We start from the raw sequence: 15,164 nt of genomic DNA on the forward strand, positions 1-15,164 counted from the left end.
TCTGGCTCTTTTCGATGTCGGCACGCGACGAGTGCGGTCGTCGCATGCGTAACTTGATAAGGCGTGCTTTGGAGGTTATGCCGGGCTAGAATAACTTGTCAACAACTATTTTGATGGTTACTGTTCCGCGCCATGGAGGTGACCCGTGAACCTGTCGATACCTGCGCTCTTCGTGGCCGATGCCCCCGGCCTGGATTTCCTCAACACCGTCGCCACGCCGGTTGACACGCCGCTGGACTGGATCGACGACGGTGCCGGCCTGCTCGACTGGCTCGGGCAGGCCGAGCTGGTGCCGCGCGAGGTGCTGGAGCGTTTCCGCAGCGAAGCGATGCCAGGCGAGCTGGACCGCGTCGCCGCCCAGGCGCGCGATCTGCGCGAGTGGTTTCGCGACTTCGTGCAGGCGAACAAGGGACGTTCGCTGACGCCGGCGGCGCTGGAGGAACTGGCGCCGTTGAACCGGTTGCTGGAGCGCGACGAGCTCCATGAGGTTGTCGCTGCCGTGACGGCACCAGCGCACGGCCTGCAGCTGCAGACCGTACGCCGATGGAAGTCGCCCGAATCGTTGTTGCTGCCGATCGGCGGCACGCTGGCGCGCTTGCTGACCGGCGAAGACTTCGCCTCCGTCAAGGCCTGCGAAGGTCCCAGCTGCACGCTGCTGTTCGCCGATCACACCCGGGCGCGCAATCGCCGCTGGTGCAGCATGGAGCTGTGCGGCAATCGCGCGAAGCAGGCCGCGCACCGGCAGCGGGTGCGCGAGCGGCAATGATGTCCGGTCAGTAGGCGACGGTGATGCGGCGGTTGGCGGCGTCGCGGCGTTCCACCCGGTCCAGCAGGGCGACGGCGTAGTCGGCGATCGAGATGCGACTGCGGCCTTGCGCGTCCACCAACAGCTGCTCGCCACCGACGCGGTAGGCGCCAGTGCGTTCGCCGGGCTCGATCAGCGCCGCCGGGCTCACGTAGGTCCATTCCACCGGCCCGCGGTAGGCGCGGAACGCGGCCAGGGCTTCGCCCTGGGCCTCGGCCTCGGGCTTCCATGCGGCAGGGAAGTCCGGGTCGTCGAACACCCGGCGACCGGGCGCCACCTCCAGCGAACCGGCGCCGCCGACCCAGACCAGCCGCCTGATACCGGCGTCGGGCAGGTGGTCCAGCAGGGTGCGGGTATAACCAGGCACGCGGCTGGCGTCCTGATCGCGTCGGGCCGAGAGGCTGGCGATGGCGGCCTCGCTCCCGCGGACCGCGTCGGTCCAGCTTGCGGGCTGCGCCACATCGGCGGTGACGACGGTCAGGCGATCGTGTCGCTGCGGCAGGCGGGATGCATCGCGAACCACCGCGATCACCTCATGGCCGCGGGCCAGTGCCTCATCGAGGATGCCCTGGCCAAGGTGGCCGGTGGCGCCGAAAAGTACGAGTTTCATGGGTTTTCTCCGTAGCGGGACGGTGTGCAGCTTGCGCTTCGGATTGGTTGCGATAAACGGCCTATGATGCAAATAACTGTAAAGTTCTGATTGACAGTGGAAGGGGCGTGCGATGCGCGGCGAGCGGACGGACCAGGTCAATCTCAACCGGCTGGCGGTGTTCGTGGCGCTGGTACGCGCGGGCTCGTTCACGGCGGCGGCGGAGCAACTCGGCATGACCAAGGCGATGGTCAGCCAGCACCTGGCGAAGCTGGAGCAGGAGCTGGGTGTGACGTTGCTGGTGCGCAGCACGCGACGCATGTCACTGACCGAGGCCGGCGCCACCTTCCATGCCGACTGCGTGCGGCTGCTCGCCGAGGCCGAGGCGGCGATCGAGCGGGTCGGTACCGCGCGCGACCGGCCCAGCGGCACCCTGCGCCTGACCGCGTCGCTGGACTACGGCAATGCGGTGATCGTGCCGCATCTGGCCAGCTTCATGCGGCAGCATCCTGCGGTGCAGGTGGACCTGGTGCTCAGCGACCATGTGAGCGACGTCATCGCCGAGCGTTTCGACCTGGCGATCCGCGGCGGCTGGTTGCGCGATTCCAGCCTGCGCGCCACCCGCCTCGGCAGCTTCCGGCAGTTGCTGGTGGCGGCTCCGGCCTATCTTGCCGAGCGCGGCACGCCGCGGCGCGTGGACGAGCTGCCTTCGCACAGCGTCGTGGCCATGTCGGCATTGCCGAATCCGCTGCGCTGGACCTTCACCGCCCACGGCGGCAAGCGCAGCACGGTGCGGCCGCGACCGCTCGCGCAGGCGAACAGTGCCGCGGCGGTCCGCGGTCTGGTGCTGGCGGGGGTGGGTATCGCGGTGTTGCCGGACTACCTGGTGGACGAGGACATCCGTGCCGGTCGGCTGGTCGCGCTGCTGACCCATCTGCACCTGCCCGATGGCGGCATCCATGCCGTATACCCGGGGCCACGCGCACCGGCCAAGGTGCGGGCGTTCATCGAGCACCTGCAGGCCAGCGAAGTCTGAGCCTCACTCCACCACGTTGTGGCTCTCGGCCGTGCCCAGCAGCTCCGGCTGGGCCGGTTCGCGCACGTCCCGGTGCAGCAGCGGGTGGATGAACACCGCGCCGATGATCACCACCACGCCGACATAGAACCACGCGTGCAGTTCGCGCTGCTCGCCGAGCAGCAGGATCGCCAGCACGATTGAATAGACCGGCTCCAGGTTGGTCACCATCTGCACGCCGAACGCGCTCAGGTGGCGCAGCGCCACCAGCGCCAGCGCGAAGGGCAGCAGGGTGCAGCCGAAGCTCAGCGCGAGCAGCAGCAGGGTGTCGTGCAGTCCTGGCACCTCGAACGCGCTGCCGGCGTGGGGCAGCAGTGGGGCGAGCAGGGTGAGGAACGCCGTGCCGGTGCCCAGCTCAAGGCAGGTCACCGTGAGCGGGTCGCCGTGCTCGACCAGGCGCTTGTTGAACGCGCCGAACAGCGCCACGAACAGCGCCGACAGGGCGCCGACCGCGATGCCCATGCGCATGCCGTGCGGCACGCCGCCGACCACCATCGCCACGCCCGGCACCACCGCCACGGCGATGAGCAGCTCGCGCGGATCGAACTTCCGGCGCGCGATCCACGGCTCGATGAAGGACAGGAACACCGGCCCCAGCGCGATGCAGGTGGCGCCCACCGAGGCGTTGGACAGCTTGATCGCGGCGTAGAAGGTGAGCCAGTGCAGCGACACCAGCACACCGATGCCGGCATAGGCCCAGCGCAGTCGCGACGGCATCGCGCGCAGTCCGCGCCACACCCGCGGCACCAGCAGCAGGCTGCCGGCCACCAGCAGCATGCGCCACCACACCAGCGGCAACGCCGGCAGTGAGATCAGCTTGCCGAGGATGGCGGTGAAGCCCCACAGCAGGACGCAGAAGTGGATCTGCAGGCGGGCCAGGTTGACGGGCTGCATGGGGCGGCGTGGGCGCGGGGGAGGTGCGCCATTCTAGCCGTCCGCCGCGCGGTTATTTCGACGATCGCCGCTTGGGCTCGCCGACCCGCAGGTCGCCGGTTCCGCGCAGCTGCTGCAGTACCCGCTGACAGGTGTTCGGAGGTTGGTCGTGGTCCGGCGAGATCAGTGCCAGCAGCGCGGCGGCTGGTGCTGCAACGGCGCCGAGTGCGACCGCGCCGCCGGCGCGCAGGGCGAGCGGCCCGGCCTGCACGCCGACATCGGGGTGCTTGAGCGTGCCGCGCACGTACAGCGGCGAGCGCAGTGACAGGATGCGCAGGCCTTTGGTCTGCGGCCTCACGTCGAGGTCGAGCTTTTCGCTGGCCATGTCCACCGTTCCGTCCACGTCGATCTCGGCGTCCTTGGTATCGAAGACGAACAGACGGGTACGGAACAGGCCGTGGTGCGCCGAGAGGTCGGTGGCGGCGCAGTCGATCTGCACGGTGCGGTCGCCGAACAGCTTGCCGAGGATGATGTTGCCCACGTTGAGACCGGCGGCTTCCAGCAGGTTGCGACTGATCGCGCCATCGTTCATCAGCAGCTTCACCTCGCCGTTGGCGCTGCCCAGCAGTGCGGCGACCGAGTTGCCCGCGGCGTCGAGGTCGGTGCGGCCGTTGATCTCGCCCAGGCTGGTGCGCATGGCATCGAACTCCGGGAACAGCGCCTTGAGCCGGATGTGCCGGGCGTCGAGTTCGGCGTGGCCGCGCATCGGCGACTGGCCACCATCCAGCGTGAGCTGGCCGTGGACCTTGCCGCCGGCCAGCCCGAAGGCGAGCGGATCGAGCGTGAGCCTGCCGCCGTCCATCACCAGGTGGGTGGCGAGCGAGTCGATCGGCAGCGCCTTCATGTGCGAGACGTGGGCGGCGGCGAAGGTCACGTCCGCGTCCATCGCCCGCCAGCGGTCGGTGCGGAATGGCTCCACCGGCAGCGCCTTGTCCGCCGGCTGGGCAGTGCCGTCGCCGCGCTGCCTTTTCTCCGCGTTGCTGTCCGCGCCGATCAGCGGCGCGAGGTCGCCGAACTCCAGCTCCTGCGAATGCAGGTCGCCGCTCAGCTTCGGCCGCGGGTCGCCGGTGACGAAGCGCAGGTTGCCGGACAGGTCGCTGTCGCCCACCCGGCCGTGGAAATGGCGATAGTCGAAGCGGCTGCCGTGGTCGCCGAGGCGGGCGCTGAGGTCGCCCCGAGTCGCGTAGGGGTGGGTGTCGGGCAGGGTGACGCCAAGCAGCGGATACAGTCTGGCCATGCTGGTGCCGGCGAACCACAGGTGCAGGTCCAGCGCGCCCAGGTGCAGCGGATCGGTGAGCGTGCCGGCCAGGCCGATGTGGGTGTCGCCCACCTGCAGCTGCGCCTGCACCGGGAACGGACGGTCCTTGCGCTGCAGGGCAAGCACCGCGCCGATGCGTCCGCTGCCCTTGGCAGGCGCGCCCTGGTAATGGCCTTCGGCGGTCCAGCGGAACTGGTAGCGCGTGTCGCGGGCAGCGCCGTCGGCCTTGCCGACATCGTCGCCCTTCGTGCCGTGCCCGTCCTTGCCCGGGGTTTTGTCGGTCGCGGCGTCGCCGGCGACCGCCTTGGCCGCGCTGGCACCGGCTACGTCGCGTGCCTGCGTCTGCGCCGCCTGTTCGCTCTGAGCGACGACCTGGTCGTAGGGCATCGCTTTCTGCAGCGGCTCGATCTGCACGGTCAGGTCGGTCTTGTGTGTCGCGTCGTCCAGCGTCACGCGACCTCTGTCGAAACCTACATTGCCGAGCTGCAGCGACCAGCGCGGCGCCCTGTCGCCGTGCGGCAGGGTGAAGGTCCAGTTGTTGCGGCCCTGGCCGTCGCGCTCCAGTTCCACGCCCGGCTGCACCAGTTGCAGCGACGGCACGTCGATGCGGTGCGCCAGCAGCGCCAGTGGCGAGAGCCGGAAGCGCAGTGCATCCAGATGGGCGAAGTGCGGCTGCTTCGTCCAGCCGGGATTGGCGATCGTGATGTCGCGCGCGGTGAACTCCGGCCACGGCAGCCAGCTGCGCCAGCCGGGTTGGTCCTGCGGCCGGCGCCAGTTCACCGTGAGATCGCCGTGGATCGCGAACGGGCGGCCGATGGCCTGGCTCACCTTGTCGTCGATGAACGGTTTGAGACGGTTCCAGTCGAACAGCGCCACGACGAGCACCAGCAGCCCCGTCAGCGCGACCAGGGCGGCGACGATCCAGGCAACGATCCTGCGGCGGCGTGTCATCGCGCGCTACTCCCGGGCGTGTTTCCGAGCGACCGGGATAGCCGTCGGCGCGGCAAGATTTCGTGCGCGTACCGTGCAGTCGGCGGCGACGATTCAGCGAAGGGTTGCGTTCAGTCCGCGGCTTTCCAGTAACCGGTGGCCTTCAGGCAGTCCTTCGCCACGCCGCGCCCTTCCAGGGACTGGCGCAGGCGACGCGCGCGCCCCGACTCGGCGGCGATCCAGCAGAAGGTTTCTCCGGCGGGCAGGGCCCAGTCGGCCAGCGCCTGCTCCAGGCGCTTGCTGGTGGCGGCATCGGCACCGTCGCGCGACAGCCACTGGATCGTCGTGTCGGCATATGAGGTCAGCGTCTGCCGGTCGGCGTCGCCGGGAATCTCGACGAAGGCCACCGCGCGCTTGCCGGGCGGCAGCTCCTCCAGCCAGCGGCCGATCGCCGGCAGCGCGGTCTCGTCGCCGAACATCGCATAGGTGTCGAAGTCGTCGGCAACGAGCATCGAGCCGCGCGGGCCGCCGGCACCGATCGTCTGCCCCGGCGCGGCCTGTGCCGCCCAGCTGGCGGCCGGGCCGTCGCCGTGAAGCACGAAGTCGATGGTCAGCTCGTTCGCCTCGGCATCGTGGCGGCGGGGTGTGTAGTCGCGCATCGGCGAGTAGTCCACGCCGGCCTCATGGATCGGCCCGTCCGGGCCGATCTCCGGTCGCACGATCGCGCCGCGGGCGTTGGGGAAGAACAGCTTCACATGGTCGTCCGGCGCGGCGCTGACGAAGCCGCGCAGCGCCTCGCCGCCGAATACGACGCGGCGCATGTGCGGGGTCAGCGTCTCGACGCGACGCACTTCCAGTGTGCGGAACACCAGCGGATGGCGCAGGGAGGTGTGGACATGGGCAGTCATCGACGCGTGCTCACTCCCCGCCACCGCTGGCGATCTCGCTGGCGGCCCGCTCGAGGATCTTCGCCACGCGCTGAGCCTCGGCCTTGTTCCAGTCGGTGCCGCGCATCAGCAGGGCATGCTTGAGCGCATGCATCGCCTTGTGCACGGCTTCCGGCATGGCGGCCCGGGCAGCCATGCGGGCGGTGTGGCGGGTCTGTTCCAGCACCGCCTCCACCGCTTCGCGGTTCTCGTCGAGGAAAACGCGGCCCTCGTCGGTGATCGCGTAGCGCTTGCGACCGCCGGCCTCCGGCTGCACCTCGGCGTGGCCGATCTCCTCCAGCATGGTCAGCGTCGGATAGATCGCGCCGGGGCTCGGGCTGTACTGGCCGTTGAACATCTCCTCGATGGTGCGGATCAGCTCGTAGCCGTGGCGCGGCTGCTGCTCGATCAGGGCAAGCAGCAGCAGGCGCAGGTCGCCGTGGCCGAACATGCGGCCGCCGCCGCGACGGTGGCCGCCGCGCAGGCCGGCGCCCAGCTCGGCGAAGGCATCGCCGCGGTCGCCGCCGAACGGGCCGCCGCGCCAGCCGTGGCGGCCGGCTTCGCGCAGGTGCTCGCGGGCATGGTCGAAGAAGGCGCGCCAGTCGCCGCGATGGAAGGGGCGGTGGTCGTGATGGTCATGGCGATCGCCGTGGAAGCCGTGGTGATGGCAGCGCATGATGTATCTCCGATATATCGTTGTTGACCCGTAAAAGATATATCGTAAGAATATCGAAAGACAAGTCCCGCCCGTCGGCGGTATTCCTTACCCGATCTTCCCAAGGAGCATCGATGCCTCCTCCCGGTCATGGCATGGGGCGCGGCCGCCACCAGCCGCCGCCCGCACCAAAGAGCCTGCGCGAGCGCTTCGCGGCCCTGCGCAATGTGCCCGCCTTCCTCCACAGCATCTGGACCACCAGCCGCTGGATGACTCTCACCAGCGTGCTGCTGCGGCTGGTGCGCGCGCTGCTGCCGGTGGTCACGCTGTACGTCGGCAAGCTGATCGTCGACGAGGTGGTGCACCAGGTCCGGCTTGGCGGTTTTCGTGGCGATCTCACCGCGGCGCTGCATGACGGCCGCTTCGATCACCTCGCCACGCTGCTGGCGCTGGAATTCGCGCTGGCGGTGCTGGCCGACCTGCTCGGCCGCGTGGTGGCCATGGTCGACTCGCTGCTCGGCGAGCGCTATGCCGACCTCACCTCGATCCGGCTGATGGAGCATGCCGCCTCGCTCGACCTGGAGGACTTCGAGGACGCCGACCTGCAGGACCAGCTCGACCGTGCGCGGCGGCAGATCGCCGGACGCAGTTCGCTGCTCTCGCAACTGCTGCAGCAGGCGCAGGATGCGATCACCCTGGTCAGCTTCGCCGTCGGCCTGGCGGTCTACGCGCCGTGGCTGATCGTGCTGCTGGCGGTGGCGCTGGTGCCGGCCTTCCTGGGCGAGTTCCACTTCAACGCGCAGAGCTACGCGGTGAACTACCAGTGGACGCCGGAGCGGCGCGAGCTGGACTACCTGCGCATGGTCGGCGCCAGCGCTTCCAACGCGAAGGAGGTGAAGAGCTTCGGCCTCAACCGCTTCCTGATCGACCGCTACCGCGTGCTGTCGCAGTCGATCTACCAGGCCAATCGCCGCATCGCGCTGCGTCGAGCCGGCTGGGGCGGACTGTTCACCACGCTGGGCACGCTGGGCTATTACGCGGCCTATGCGTTCATCGCCTGGCGCACGGTCACCGGTGCGTTCTCGATCGGCGACCTGACCTTCCTCTCCACCTCGTTCCGCCGCCTGCGTACGTTGCTGGAAACCCTGTTCACCGGCTTTTCGCAGGTGGCCGGGCAGGCGCTGTACCTGGACGACTTGTTCTCGTTCTTCCGGATCCAGCCGGAGATCCTCTCGCCGCCCAACCCGCGGCAGTTCCCGCGGCCGCTGCGCGAGGGCTTCGTGTTCGAGGACGTGGGCTTCCGTTATCCGGATGCCGAGCGCTGGGCGGTGCGCCATCTCAGCTTCACCCTGCGCGCCGGCGAGGTGCTGGCGCTGGTGGGCGAGAACGGCGCCGGCAAGACCACCCTGGTCAAGCTGCTGTCGCGCCTGTACGACCCGGACGAGGGCCGCATCCTGCTCGATGGTCACCCGCTGGCCGAGTACGACCTGGAGGACCTGCGGCTGAACATCGGGGTGATCTTCCAGGACTTCGTGCGCTACTACTTCAACGCCTCGGACAACATCGCGGTGGGCCGCATCGAGGCACGCGAGGACGAGCCGCGCATCAGCGATGCCGCCCAGCGCAGCCTCGCCGACCAGGTGATCGGCAAGCTGCCGAAGGGCTACGCGCAGATGCTCGGCAAGCTGTTCAAGGGCGGCGTGGACCTGTCCGGCGGCGAGTGGCAGAAGGTCGCCATCGCACGCGCCTACATGCGCGACGCGCCGCTGCTGATCCTCGACGAGCCCACCGCCGCGCTCGATGCGCGCTCGGAATACGAGGTGTTCCAGCGCTTCAAGGAGCTGTCGCGCGGCAAGACCGCGGTGATCATCTCGCACCGCTTCTCCACCGTGCGCATGGCCGACCGGATCATCGTGCTGGAGGGCGGGCGGGTGGCCGAGTCCGGTTCGCACGAGGAGCTGATCGCGGCCGGCGGCCACTACGCGGAGCTGTTCGAGCTGCAGGCGGCCGGCTACCGCTGAGCGCCTCGCCAGGACCGGCGATGCTGCATTGCGTCGGTACCTGCGGCGTCGAAAGTGCTACCAAGGTCCGCGCGGCAAAACGGCGGGATTCGTAAAGTTTTGCCGTTCACGACCGACATGCGGAGACCACCCGCGATTCCGGCAGAGGCCGGAGGCCGGTGGATGATGTCCCGCCGTTCGGCCGGTACATCCTCGCGACAGGACAAGGGCCGTCTCATGCGCATGTGGTGGGTACCGCTGAAAACCCGAATCGAATCGCTGGCGGCGGAGTTCGCCAGCCGCTTTCCCGGCGACTTCGCGCTAGACCGCGGCAAGACCATCGCCGTCGGCGGACGCGATACACCGGTATTGCGCAGCGGCGGCAAGCCGATGAACCTGGACTTTTCGTTGCCGGACGGCTTCACCGCCGATCGCGGCGCCACCGCCACGGTGTTCGTGCGCAACGGCGACGACTTCGTGCGCATTGCCACCTCGGTGAAGAAGAAGGATGGCACCCGCGCGGTCGGCACGCTGCTCGACCGCTCGCATCCGGCCTGGGCGAAGCTGCTGGCCAGAACGCCGTTCACCGGCTACGCCACGATCTTCGGCACCCAGTTCATGACCCGCTACGACCCGGTGCTGGACGCCGGCGGAGAGGTGATCGGTGCACGCTACGTGGGGCTGGACGTCAGCCACATGCGCAGCCTGGGCATGCCCTGGCGGGTGGCGTTGGCCATCGCGGCCTGCAACCTGGCGATCTGGCTGGCGCTGTGGTGGCTGGTGCCGAACGGGCACACGCCCAGAGTAGCGGGGCTGGCGCTGCTCTCATGCGTACTGGTGCCAGCGCTGGCCTGGTGGCTGGTCCACCGCAACGTCAGCCGGCCGATGGTCGAGTGCCGGGAAGCGGCGGGCAAGATCGCCGCCGGCGATCTCAGTGCCCAGGTCGCGGTGGACCGGCGCGACGACGTCGGCCAGCTGCTGCAGGCGATCAACGGCATCAGCGTCGGCCTGGCCGATGTGGTGACCCAGGTGCGCCAGGCCAGCGACAGCATCCACACCGCCACCGGCCAGATCGCCGCGGGCACCGCCGACCTCTCGCACCGGACCCAGGACCAGGCCGCTTCGCTGGAAGAGACCGCCGCGGCGATGGAAGAGCTCACCGCCACCGTGCGGCAGAACGCCGACCACGCCCGCGAGGCCGACACCCTGGTGGCCAGCGCGGCGCAGCAGGCGAAGGAGGGCGGAGCGCTGGTCGAGCAGGCGGTCGCCAGCATGGGCGACATCAAGACCAGTTCCGAACGCATCGGCGACATCGCCGGCCTGATCGACGGCATCGCATTCCAGACCAACATCCTCGCGCTCAACGCCGCGGTGGAGGCCGCCCGCGCCGGCGAGCACGGCAAGGGCTTCGCCGTGGTGGCAGCCGAGGTGCGCGAGCTGGCCCAGCGCGCCGCGGCGGCGGCGCGCGAAATCAAGGAGCTGATCCAGAGCGCGGTGGCCACCGTCGATACCGGCGCCGACCTGGTCGACCGCGCCGGCGAGTCCACCCGTCGCATCGCCCAGGCCATCCAGAAGTCCGCCGGGCTGATGAGCGAGATCGCCGCGGCCAGCGAGGAGCAGAGCAAGGGCATCGCCGAGGTCGGCTCGGCGGTCACCCAGATGGACGAGGCGACGCAGAGCAACGCCGCGCTGGTGGAAGAGTCCGAAGCCGCCTCGCACAGCCTGCAGGAGCAGGCCGAACGCCTGCGTCAGGCGGTGTCGGTGTTCCGCACCGCCGACCAGGTGTCGCGCGCGCCCTAGCCGTTGCCTTGACCCCTCTTCCCGTCGGGTAGAGGTTGGGGGGGAGGTGAGGGCGCTCGCCGCACGCCCACCCGCTGGCCTCAAGTGCAGCCCCGGGCCGGCGTCGCGAGGGATGGCGTGCTACTTCGCCTCTGCCGGGTCGCGCGTCGGCACGCTGATGCTGCACAGGTCGATCTTCCCCGCCGGGCGCGTGTAGAACGCATCGACGCGGTTGCGCTTGGCTTCGATCAGCCTGGCGAAGCTGGCGCTGTCGGTGCGCAGCACCTGCACCTTCGGGCGCTCGGCCGGCGGCAGGTCCGCGGCCAGCCGCACCGAGACGATCGGCGTGCGCTGTTCGGCCTTCTCGTAGAAGCCCAGCGGGCCGGTGCCACGCGGCAGCGCGGAGAGGTATTGCATGCCCTCGATCACCCGGCCGGCCACCGCCAGGTTGCGGTCCAGCCCGCGTGGCGCCTGGCCGATGATCGCGTACAGCGAGTTGCCGTTGCCGGTGGTCGGGCCGACGTCGCGCGCCACGCCCACGGTGCCGTAGCAGTGGGTGATCCACTCCTCCTTGCTGGCCGGGTCGCGCGCCACCGGGAAACCCTCGGAGAAACCCACTTCCGGCGCGTACACGTCGCCGTCCGGCAGCCGGGTGAAGGCCAGCTTCGGGTCCAGCGGACGGGTGAATTCCGGCGGCAGCGTCTTCTTCGCCGTGCCCAGCGGCTTCATCTTCGAGCGGTCCGCGTTGTCGTCGTCGTAGGGGTCGCCCCACTGCGTGACGAAGTTGTCCTGCATGCGGATGATCGCCAGTCCGTCGTAGTAGTGCTCGCGCGCCATGGTGCGGATGTTCGCCGCGTGCAGCGGCGTGAAATCCGGCGCCAGCTCGATCAGCACCCGATGCCCGCCGGCCAGCGTCATTACCAGCAGGTTGTCCGGATCCGGCGTACGCCACTCGGCCGGCTTCGATGCGGCGAGGATCTCCTTGGGCGTCAGCGAGGGCTTCGGCTTGGCCTGATCCGCCAGCGCAGGCAGCGAGGCGAGCAGGCAGGCGGCGAGGGCAAAAACGGTCGGGCGAAGGCTAGGCATGACGTCCCCTGGGTGGCGGTAGCGCAGGGGAGGGACGGTAGCAGACGCCCAAGGCGTGGCGTCACTTGGAGTGACGGATGTTCCCCGGCGAGGCCCAGATCGGCAGCGTCTATCTCTTCGGGTTCTTCGGCGGGAACTTCCCAAGAATCGCTTTGCACTCCGCGATGATGCCCGGCAGGAAAGTCTGGTCCAAACCTTCCGTGTAGGTATGGGACTCCGCCAGCTGATTGGGTGTCAGAGAGATCCTTACCTCGATATGCCCACCCGTCAGCGCCCGCAGCGAAACGTCCAGATTGGGCTCCATGCATTCCAGTCGAGCCTGCCCGTGCAGGCTCCGGTAAAGAACTTCGAGCTGCTCGATCAGCATCTGGATTTCGCCGAGATGGACGATCGGTCCATCCACGCGGACGGAGGTGCCCGGGGACCGGCACTCCGCGGTGACATTGAGCCAGTTGCCGTCCCAGTAGTCCTCGGATTCGGGAAACTGGCGGTTGTGGACCCATAGTCGGAGTCCGGCGATCCGGAGGTCCGGATCGCCGAGGGTGTGCGTGCTGCGAGCGTCCATGCGTCGTGTCCGGGCTCCAGTGAGGGCTTGGCGACCTTCATGCGCCGCGACTTGGGGACGGGGCGGACGCATGTGCAGTCGAGAGGGCAGAATCACCTATTTCGTGTCCGGAAGGTAACCGGGTCACGTTGGGTGTTGTATCGCCACGCTGGACGATCGCGAAAGAACTTCGGCGTCCCGCGGATAGTGCGTCCCGGTGCGGCTGCGTAGATTGCTGCCCGGACCGGCTGCACCACCGCGCTCGCAAGGCGCACTGGGCCGGTGAACCGCAACGCTCCCCGAGGAACCTCCCCATGCGCGTATTCGTCACCGGTGCGACCGGCTTCATTGGCACGGCCGTCGTACGCGAGTTGAAGCAGGCTGGCCACACCGTGGTCGGGCTGGCCCGCAATGGCGCGGCGGCCGCGGCGCTGCGACGGCTGGGCGCGGAGCCGCATCCGGGCAGCCTGGACGATCCAGAAAGCCTGCGTACCGCGGCCGCCCGGGCCGACGGGGTGATCCATCTTGCCTTCATGCACGGGCTGTCCAAGGCCTCGTGGCGCTGCCGGCTGTACATCGTCGCCGGCGGCGCGCCGCGTGGCATCGTGCAGCGCTTTCTCGAGGTGACCACCGGCGCCGACCGCCGCGCCATCGATGCCATGGGAACCGCCCTGCAAGGTTCCGGCCGACCGCTGGTGGCCGCGTTCGGCACGCTGGGGCTGGCTGCGGCCGGCATGATGCGCGACGCGCCCGCGGTGGAGACGGACGGGCCGGATCCGGCCTCGCCCGGCCACGGCCGCGCGATCACCGAGTCGGCGCTGGACACGTGGGCGGACCGCGGCGTGCGCACGGCGATCATGCGGCTGCCGCCGACCGTGCACGGCGCGGGCGACGGCGGGCTGGTGCCGCAGATGATCCGGGCCGCGCGCAGGAAGCGGGTCTCCGCGTTCGTCGGCGAGGGGTGCAACCGCTGGCCCGCGGTGCACCGCGACGACGCGGCACGGCTGTTCCGGCTGGCGCTGGAACGCGGTTCGGCTGGCGCGCGCTATCACGGCGTGGCGGAAGAGGGCATCGCCATGCGCGACATCGCCGGAGCGATCGGGCGCCGACTGGACCTGCCCGTGTCGACGATGACGCCGGCGGGCGCAGCGAAACACTTCGCCTGGCTGGGCCCGTTCGTCGCGCTGGACAATCCCAGCTCCAGCCGCTGGACGCGCGAGCGGCTGGGCTGGCAGCCGAGCGGGCCGTCGCTGTTCGACGATCTCGACGCGGGCGATTACTTCCGCGACTGATCGCTACTGCGACGGCTCACTCGTGTACGCGTGTCGTACGCTTCCAACGGACGCATCCGCGCCGCGCCGTCTGTGCGTCCGCGCATCACCGCCCACGCGCCGTCATGCCTGCGAAAGCAGGCATCCAGTGCCTTTCCGGAACGGTAGAAGATAGGGCTGGTCCTGCCGCGATGACCTTGGCGGGGCTTGCCTGTTTCGGCCCACACCCGCACGCGCGGCGTGGTACGCGCCGCTGTGCAGCTCCCGTTCCACCGTCTCCCAGTTTCCGGGCCACGCGCCCCGAGGTTGCCCATGGATCCGCTCTCGGATGTGCTGTCCCTGATCCGACCGCAGAGCTACGCGTTCCGCGGTCTGGACGCAGGTGGCCGCTGGGCGGTGGCTTTCCCGTCCGGTCCGGGCATCAAGTGCTACGCGCTCACTGCCGGCCAGTGCTGGCTGTCGATGGACGGCGTCGACAAGCCGGTGCCGCTGGCGGCCGGCGACTGCGTGCTGCTGCCGCGCGGCCACGCGTTCCGCTTCGGAAGTGATGCGGACGCCCCGGCGCGGGACGCGCTCGATCTGTTCCCCGCGACCCGCATGGGCGCCGTGGTCACGCTCAACGGAGGCGGCGGCTGCACCGGCGTGGGTGGCTATTTCGATTTCGTCGGCCCGCACGCCGACCTGCTGCTTGCCCAGTTGCCGCCGGTGATCCACGTACGGGCGGAGGCGGACCGGATGGCGCTGCGCCAGTCGATCGAGCGGCTAATGCAGGAACTGCTCGACCCACGCCCCGGCAGCGCGCTGCTGGCCGGGCATCTCGCCCAGATGCTGCTGATCCAGGCGCTGCGCCTGCACCTGGCAGATCGCACCGCGCCGGGCGTGGGTTGGCTGTTCGCGCTGGCCGACCGCCGCATCGGCACCGCACTCGCCGCCCTGCACGCCGGGCCCGGCCAGCGCTGGACCCTGCCGGCGCTGGCCCGCCACGCCGGCATGTCCCGCTCCAGCTTCGCCGCCCGCTTCAAGGCCGCCGTCGGCGAAGCGCCGATGGAATACCTCACCCGCTGGCGCATGCACCTCGCCGCCGACCGTCTGGCGCGCGGACACGAACCTGTCTCCACCATTGCCTTTGCGCTGGGCTACGAATCGGAAAGCGCCTTCAGCGTCGCCTTCAAGCGGGTGATGGGGTGTTCGCCGGGGCGATATGGGCGGGAGGACGGCGTGCGCGACATAACCCGTCAGATGACTTCTCGGGACTGAAAACCGGAGCGCACTGGCGCCCGCTCATACGTGGCGAGGATGGCCGCGGCGCCGAA

Annotated in this window: 13 protein-coding genes; 6 read left to right on the top strand and 7 right to left on the bottom strand. The window is 69.6% G+C overall.

What is annotated here, in order from left to right:
* Nucleotides 1-145 precede the first annotated feature (145 nt).
* Nucleotides 146-766, top strand: a complete 621-nt coding sequence (locus NC595_RS06920; RefSeq protein ID WP_253565604.1) for a CGNR zinc finger domain-containing protein — start codon at nt 146-148, stop codon at nt 764-766.
* A 7-nt stretch (nt 767-773) separates the two neighbouring features.
* Here the strand turns inward: NC595_RS06920 and NC595_RS06925 are convergent, their stop codons facing one another.
* A complete protein-coding gene (locus NC595_RS06925) occupies nt 774-1,415 on the bottom strand; it encodes an NAD(P)-dependent oxidoreductase (RefSeq protein ID WP_253565605.1) in 642 nt (213 codons plus the stop codon).
* A 112-nt stretch (nt 1,416-1,527) separates the two neighbouring features.
* Here NC595_RS06925 and NC595_RS06930 point away from each other — a divergent pair, with 112 nt between their 5' ends.
* Nucleotides 1,528-2,430: a LysR family transcriptional regulator gene (locus NC595_RS06930; RefSeq protein ID WP_253565606.1), complete on the top strand. Its 903-nt coding sequence runs from the start codon at nt 1,528-1,530 to the stop codon at nt 2,428-2,430.
* A 3-nt stretch (nt 2,431-2,433) separates the two neighbouring features.
* On the opposite strand, the gene NC595_RS06935 is transcribed toward NC595_RS06930, so the two are convergent.
* From NC595_RS06935 to NC595_RS06950, 4 genes are all read right to left on the bottom strand, one after another.
* Nucleotides 2,434-3,363 (bottom strand): DMT family transporter, encoded by a 930-nt coding sequence (locus tag NC595_RS06935; protein WP_253565607.1) that lies wholly within the window; start codon nt 3,361-3,363, stop codon nt 2,434-2,436.
* Between the two features lie 52 nt (nt 3,364-3,415).
* A complete protein-coding gene (locus NC595_RS06940) occupies nt 3,416-5,611 on the bottom strand; it encodes an AsmA family protein (RefSeq protein WP_253565608.1) in 2,196 nt (731 codons plus the stop codon).
* A gap of 110 nt (nt 5,612-5,721) precedes the next feature.
* A complete protein-coding gene (locus NC595_RS06945) occupies nt 5,722-6,498 on the bottom strand; it encodes a siderophore-interacting protein (protein ID WP_253565609.1) in 777 nt (258 codons plus the stop codon).
* A 10-nt stretch (nt 6,499-6,508) separates the two neighbouring features.
* A complete protein-coding gene (locus tag NC595_RS06950; protein ID WP_253565610.1) occupies nt 6,509-7,192 on the bottom strand; it encodes a PadR family transcriptional regulator in 684 nt (227 codons plus the stop codon).
* Between the two features lie 134 nt (nt 7,193-7,326).
* Between NC595_RS06950 and NC595_RS06955 the strand changes: the two genes are divergently transcribed.
* A complete protein-coding gene (locus NC595_RS06955; protein WP_253565713.1) occupies nt 7,327-9,192 on the top strand; it encodes an ABC transporter ATP-binding protein in 1,866 nt (621 codons plus the stop codon).
* A 165-nt stretch (nt 9,193-9,357) separates the two neighbouring features.
* Nucleotides 9,358-10,971 (top strand): methyl-accepting chemotaxis protein, encoded by a 1,614-nt coding sequence (locus NC595_RS06960; RefSeq protein WP_253565611.1) that lies wholly within the window; start codon nt 9,358-9,360, stop codon nt 10,969-10,971.
* 120 nt (nt 10,972-11,091) lie between these two features.
* Here the strand turns inward: NC595_RS06960 and NC595_RS06965 are convergent, their stop codons facing one another.
* On the bottom strand, nt 11,092-12,036 hold the full coding sequence (locus NC595_RS06965; RefSeq protein ID WP_253565612.1) for a peptidylprolyl isomerase: 945 nt from the start codon (nt 12,034-12,036) through the stop codon (nt 11,092-11,094).
* 109 nt (nt 12,037-12,145) lie between these two features.
* Nucleotides 12,146-12,601 (bottom strand): WapI family immunity protein, encoded by a 456-nt coding sequence (locus NC595_RS06970; RefSeq protein ID WP_253565613.1) that lies wholly within the window; start codon nt 12,599-12,601, stop codon nt 12,146-12,148.
* Between the two features lie 293 nt (nt 12,602-12,894).
* On the opposite strand from NC595_RS06970, the gene NC595_RS06975 reads away from it, so the two are divergent.
* Together NC595_RS06975 and NC595_RS06980 are read left to right on the top strand one after the other, a co-directional pair.
* Nucleotides 12,895-13,872: an SDR family oxidoreductase gene (locus NC595_RS06975; protein WP_253565614.1), complete on the top strand. Its 978-nt coding sequence runs from the start codon at nt 12,895-12,897 to the stop codon at nt 13,870-13,872.
* A 291-nt stretch (nt 13,873-14,163) separates the two neighbouring features.
* On the top strand, nt 14,164-15,108 hold the full coding sequence (locus NC595_RS06980; protein ID WP_253565615.1) for an AraC family transcriptional regulator: 945 nt from the start codon (nt 14,164-14,166) through the stop codon (nt 15,106-15,108).
* Nucleotides 15,109-15,164: the final 56 nt, after the last annotated feature.

Origin of the sequence: Dyella lutea (genome assembly GCF_024158035.1) — a bacterium.
Taxonomy (GTDB): Bacteria; Pseudomonadota; Gammaproteobacteria; order Xanthomonadales; family Rhodanobacteraceae; genus Dyella_A; species Dyella_A lutea.

Excerpts from the sequence above, each read along its gene's own strand:
- NC595_RS06925 (WP_253565605.1), bottom strand. The coding sequence starts at position 1,415 with ATGAAACTCGTACTTTTCGGCGCCACCGGCCACCTTGGCCAGGGCATC.
- NC595_RS06930 (WP_253565606.1), top strand. The coding sequence starts at position 1,528 with ATGCGCGGCGAGCGGACGGACCAGGTCAATCTCAACCGGCTGGCGGTG.
- NC595_RS06935 (WP_253565607.1), bottom strand. The coding sequence starts at position 3,363 with ATGCAGCCCGTCAACCTGGCCCGCCTGCAGATCCACTTCTGCGTCCTG.
- NC595_RS06940 (WP_253565608.1), bottom strand. The coding sequence starts at position 5,611 with ATGACACGCCGCCGCAGGATCGTTGCCTGGATCGTCGCCGCCCTGGTC.
- NC595_RS06945 (WP_253565609.1), bottom strand. The coding sequence starts at position 6,498 with ATGACTGCCCATGTCCACACCTCCCTGCGCCATCCGCTGGTGTTCCGC.
- NC595_RS06950 (WP_253565610.1), bottom strand. The coding sequence starts at position 7,192 with ATGCGCTGCCATCACCACGGCTTCCACGGCGATCGCCATGACCATCAC.
- NC595_RS06955 (WP_253565713.1), top strand. The coding sequence starts at position 7,327 with ATGGGGCGCGGCCGCCACCAGCCGCCGCCCGCACCAAAGAGCCTGCGC.
- NC595_RS06960 (WP_253565611.1), top strand. The coding sequence starts at position 9,358 with ATGTCCCGCCGTTCGGCCGGTACATCCTCGCGACAGGACAAGGGCCGT.
- NC595_RS06965 (WP_253565612.1), bottom strand. The coding sequence starts at position 12,036 with ATGCCTAGCCTTCGCCCGACCGTTTTTGCCCTCGCCGCCTGCCTGCTC.
- NC595_RS06970 (WP_253565613.1), bottom strand. The coding sequence starts at position 12,601 with ATGGACGCTCGCAGCACGCACACCCTCGGCGATCCGGACCTCCGGATC.
- NC595_RS06975 (WP_253565614.1), top strand. The coding sequence starts at position 12,895 with ATGCGCGTATTCGTCACCGGTGCGACCGGCTTCATTGGCACGGCCGTC.
- NC595_RS06980 (WP_253565615.1), top strand. The coding sequence starts at position 14,164 with ATGGATCCGCTCTCGGATGTGCTGTCCCTGATCCGACCGCAGAGCTAC.